The organism is Pseudomonas sp. PA-1-3F, assembly GCF_021609665.1.
GTDB classification, from domain to species: Bacteria; Pseudomonadota; Gammaproteobacteria; order Pseudomonadales; family Pseudomonadaceae; genus Aquipseudomonas; species Aquipseudomonas paracarnis.
Genome location: NZ_WJZD01000068.1, coordinates 1 through 3,773 on the forward strand (window position 1 = coordinate 1; position 3,773 = coordinate 3,773).

Genomic DNA, 3,773 nt, shown 5'->3' on the forward strand with positions numbered 1-3,773 from the left:
CGGCACTCGTTGTTGCGGTGGATGTACTCGACCGAAGACTAAGATCGTTCCCACGCTCCGCGTGGGAATGGATCCCGTGACGCTCTGCGTCACTGTGGACGCAGAGCGTCCATGGCGGCGTTCCCACGCAGAGCGTGGGAACGATCAACAAGTGTGCGTAGGCCTGCTGGCCGGGCGCACCGCGCCGGAGTTGGCCGAGCAATTGGCGTTGAAGGTCAACACCATCGAGAGCTACCTCAAGCGTGCGGCGATCAAGTTGGGGATCAGCGGGCGGCACTCGTTGTTGCGGTGGATGTACTCGACCGAAGACTAAGATCGTTCCCACGCTCCGCGTGGGAATGGATCCCGTGACGCTCTGCGTCACTGTGGACGCAGAGCGTCCATGGCGGCGTTCCCACGCGGAGCGTGGGAACGATCAGCAGCTCCCTCAGGTCAGTCCCGGGCCAGTGCCTCTATCGGGTCCAACCGCGCCGCATTCCGCGCCGGTACAAAACCAAACACAATGCCGATCAACGTCGAACAGGCAAACGCGGTAATGATCGAGCCCACCGAAAACACCATCTCCCACTCCTTCACAAACAGCGAAAACAGGTAGCCGATGGCGTAGGACAACGAGATCCCGATGACCCCGCCGATCAGGCACACCATCACCGCCTCCACCAGAAACTGCTGGCGAATATCCGATTGCCGCGCCCCCACCGCCATGCGAATCCCGATTTCACGGGTGCGCTCGGTGACCGACACCAGCATGATATTCATCACACCAATACCGCCCACCAGCAAAGAGATCACCGCAATCAATGACAGCAGCAGCGCGAGGGAGCGGCTGGTTTTCTGCACCGTCTGCATGATGCTGTCGAGGTTGTTGGTAAAGAAATCCTTGGTGCCATGGCGTTGCAGCATGAGTTTATTGACGTTGTCTTCCACCACCTTGCTCGGCTGGCCGTCCTTGATGCGCACGGTGATGCTGTCCAGATGACGCTGGCCCAGCAGACGGCCCGCCGCGGTTTCGTATGGCACCCACACGTTCAGGGCCTTGCTGGCGGCGAACATGTTTTTATTGTCCGCCGTCACCCCGATCACCGTGCACGGCAGGTTGCCTATCAGGATCACCTGGCCCAGCGGGTCGATGTTGGGCCCGAACAGGCGCTGGCGAGTATTGTGGTCGATCACCACCACCTGGGCCTGGCGCCGCGCATCGCTTTCGCTGAAGGCGATGCCGGCTTCAAGCTTGAGGCCCTTGACCTTGAAGTAGCGGTCACTGACACCATTGACCTGTGCATCCACGTCGATGTTGCCAAAGCGCAGCATCAGGTTGCGGCCCACCACCGGCGTGGCGCTGTCGACGTAATACAGCTGGTTCAGCGCGTCCACATCCGAGGGCATCAGCGTCTGGATCGCCGAGGCTCGACTGTCGCCAAAGCTGGTGCCGGAAAAGATATCGATAGTGTTGCTGCCAATCGCCTGGATGTCCTTGAGCACATAGCGCTTGGCGCCTTCGCCGATGGCCGAGATCGACACCACCGAGGTGATGCCGATGACAATCCCGAGCATGGTCAGCAAGGTGCGCATGCGGTGGGAAATCAGCGCCACCCACGCCATGTTGAACGCTTCCTTGAACAGCCCCAGGCTCGCCACCAGGCGCCGCGCCCCGCTGCGTCGGGGCTCGACCGGCGCCTCGACGGGCAATTCCAGGCCGACGCTGTCGTTGGCCTTGTCGCTGATGATCTCGCCATCACACACCTCGACAATGCGCTGGGCGTTCGCCGCGACCTTGGGGTCGTGGGTGACGATAATCACCGTGTGCCCCGCCGCGTGCAGTTCGGCGAGGATACGCATCACCTCCTTGCCGCTGTGGGTGTCGAGGGCGCCAGTGGGTTCGTCGGCCAGGATCACTTCACCGCCATTCATCAAGGCCCGCGCGATACTCACCCGCTGCTGTTGCCCGCCGGACAGCTGGCTGGGCCGATGGCTGGTGTGGCCCGACAGGCCCAGGCGTGCCAGCAATTCCCCGGCGCGGCTATGGCGCTGGCTTTGCGGGGTGCCGGCGTAGATCGCCGGCATCTCCACGTTGTGCAAAGCGCTCAGGTGCGCGAGCAAATGGTAACGCTGGAAGATAAACCCAAAGTAATCGCGCCGCAGCTCTGCCAGTTGCTCATCGCCCAGGGAGCGGGTTTCGATGCCATTGATCTTGTAGCTGCCGGCGGTGGCGTAATCCAGGCCACCGAGGATGTTCATCAGGGTCGATTTACCCGAACCGGAGGCGCCGATGATCGCCAGCATTTCCCCGGCATGGATGGTCAGGTCGATGCCCTTGAGCGCGATGAATTCACGCTCGCCGGCCATGAAGCTGCGGGTGATGCCCTTGAGTTCCAACAGAGGCTGGGTCATGACTCAACTCCCCGCCACGGCAGGTGTAGCATCGCCGATCACCACGGTGTCGCCCTCGGCCAGGCCGTCCAGGATCTGCACCTTGACGTTGTTATTGATACCGGTCTTCACCGTGCGGGCGACCGCCTTGCCCTTGGCATCCAGCACCCGCACTTCGTAGCGGCCATCGGCATTGCGCACGCCCAGCGCCGCCACGGGCACTATCAGCGCGGCCTGGGCGGTGTCGAGCACGATGCGCACCTGGGCGGTCATGGCGATGCGCAGGCGGTGCTCTGGGTTGGGCACGTCGAACAACGCGTTGTAAAACACCGCGGTGTTTTGCTTCGGCGTGCCGGCGGTCTGGGTTTCCAGGAAGTTCTGCGGCGCCGGCTCGGTGCCGCGCAGCTTGGCGTAATAGCGCTTGTCCGCCTCGCCGAGAATGGTGAAGTACACCTGCTGGCCGGGGCTGATATGAATCACATCCGCTTCCGACACTTGGGCCTTGACGGTCATGGTGTCCAGGTCTGCCAGCTTGAGCAGCACGGGCGCCAACTGGCTGGCGATCACGGTCTGGCCTTCCTGGGTGACAATACCCACCACGTCGCCGTCGATGGGCGCGTTGATGCGGGTATAGGCCAGGTTGACCTTGGCGGTGTCGATCTCGATGTGCGCGCTTTTGATCTGTGCGTCCAGGGACAGCAGGTTGGCCTGCTGCACCTGGTAGGTCGATTCGGCGTCTTCGAAATCCTGGCGTGACACCGACTCATCGGCCTGCAAGCCTTTGTAGCGCTCATATACGGACCTGGCCTGCTTGAGCTGCGCGGCTGTCGCCCGGCGTTGGGCCTGGAGGTTTTCTTCATCGACCTGGGCTTTGCGCAGGGTGTTCTGCAGGATCAAGGGGTCGATTTCAGCCAGCCATTGGCCCTTCTTTACCTTGTCGCCGACTTTGACTTTCAGCGACTTGAGCTGGCCAGAGACCTGGGCACCGACGTCGACTTGTTTGACGCCTTCGAGCAGGCCGGTGGCCAATACCGCGTTTTCGATATCGCCGCGTTCTGCGGTCGCGGTGAGGTATTGGGGGGCGTCGGCGGGGGCGTTTACGGTGTAGATGGCCAGGCCGATTGCGACGGCCACTGAAGCCAGAATGCCGATTTTGCGGAATTTAGACGTTTGCATGGTTGGCTTCTTGATTGAGTACAAATATGGTTGCGCGCTGACGCTGGCCTGGGTAAAGACCTGACAGCCGACCCCTGTCTACCTGACGCTCCCCGGTCCAAATGTGGGAGCTGGCTTGCCTGCGATGGCGGCCTTCTGGTCGACCATTTAGTTGGGTTGGAATGCGTACATATCCATTCCTGCGGTAACGGCCACCTAGGGTTCCGCTCTTACAGCGGCTCACTTTT

At 61.7% G+C, this 3,773-nt stretch carries 2 protein-coding genes and 1 pseudogene; 1 reads left to right on the forward strand and 2 read right to left on the reverse strand.

What is annotated here, in order from left to right; translation table 11 throughout:
* Positions 1-148: 148 nt before the first annotated feature.
* A pseudogene (locus tag GIV26_RS26930) lies at positions 149-313 on the forward strand (helix-turn-helix transcriptional regulator); the annotation flags it as partial.
* A 119-nt stretch (positions 314-432) separates the two neighbouring features.
* Here the strand turns inward: GIV26_RS26930 and GIV26_RS26935 are convergent.
* Positions 433-2,391: a MacB family efflux pump subunit gene (locus tag GIV26_RS26935; RefSeq protein ID WP_105227116.1), complete on the reverse strand. Its 1,959-nt coding sequence runs from the start codon at positions 2,389-2,391 to the stop codon at positions 433-435.
* 3 nt (positions 2,392-2,394) lie between these two features.
* On the reverse strand, positions 2,395-3,546 hold the full coding sequence (gene macA, locus GIV26_RS26940; protein ID WP_127880663.1) for a macrolide transporter subunit MacA: 1,152 nt from the start codon (positions 3,544-3,546) through the stop codon (positions 2,395-2,397).
* Positions 3,547-3,773 lie beyond the last annotated feature (227 nt).

Excerpts from the sequence above, each read along its gene's own strand:
- GIV26_RS26935 (WP_105227116.1), bottom strand. The coding sequence starts at position 2,391 with ATGACCCAGCCTCTGTTGGAACTCAAGGGCATCACCCGCAGCTTCATG.
- macA (WP_127880663.1), bottom strand. The coding sequence starts at position 3,546 with ATGCAAACGTCTAAATTCCGCAAAATCGGCATTCTGGCTTCAGTGGCC.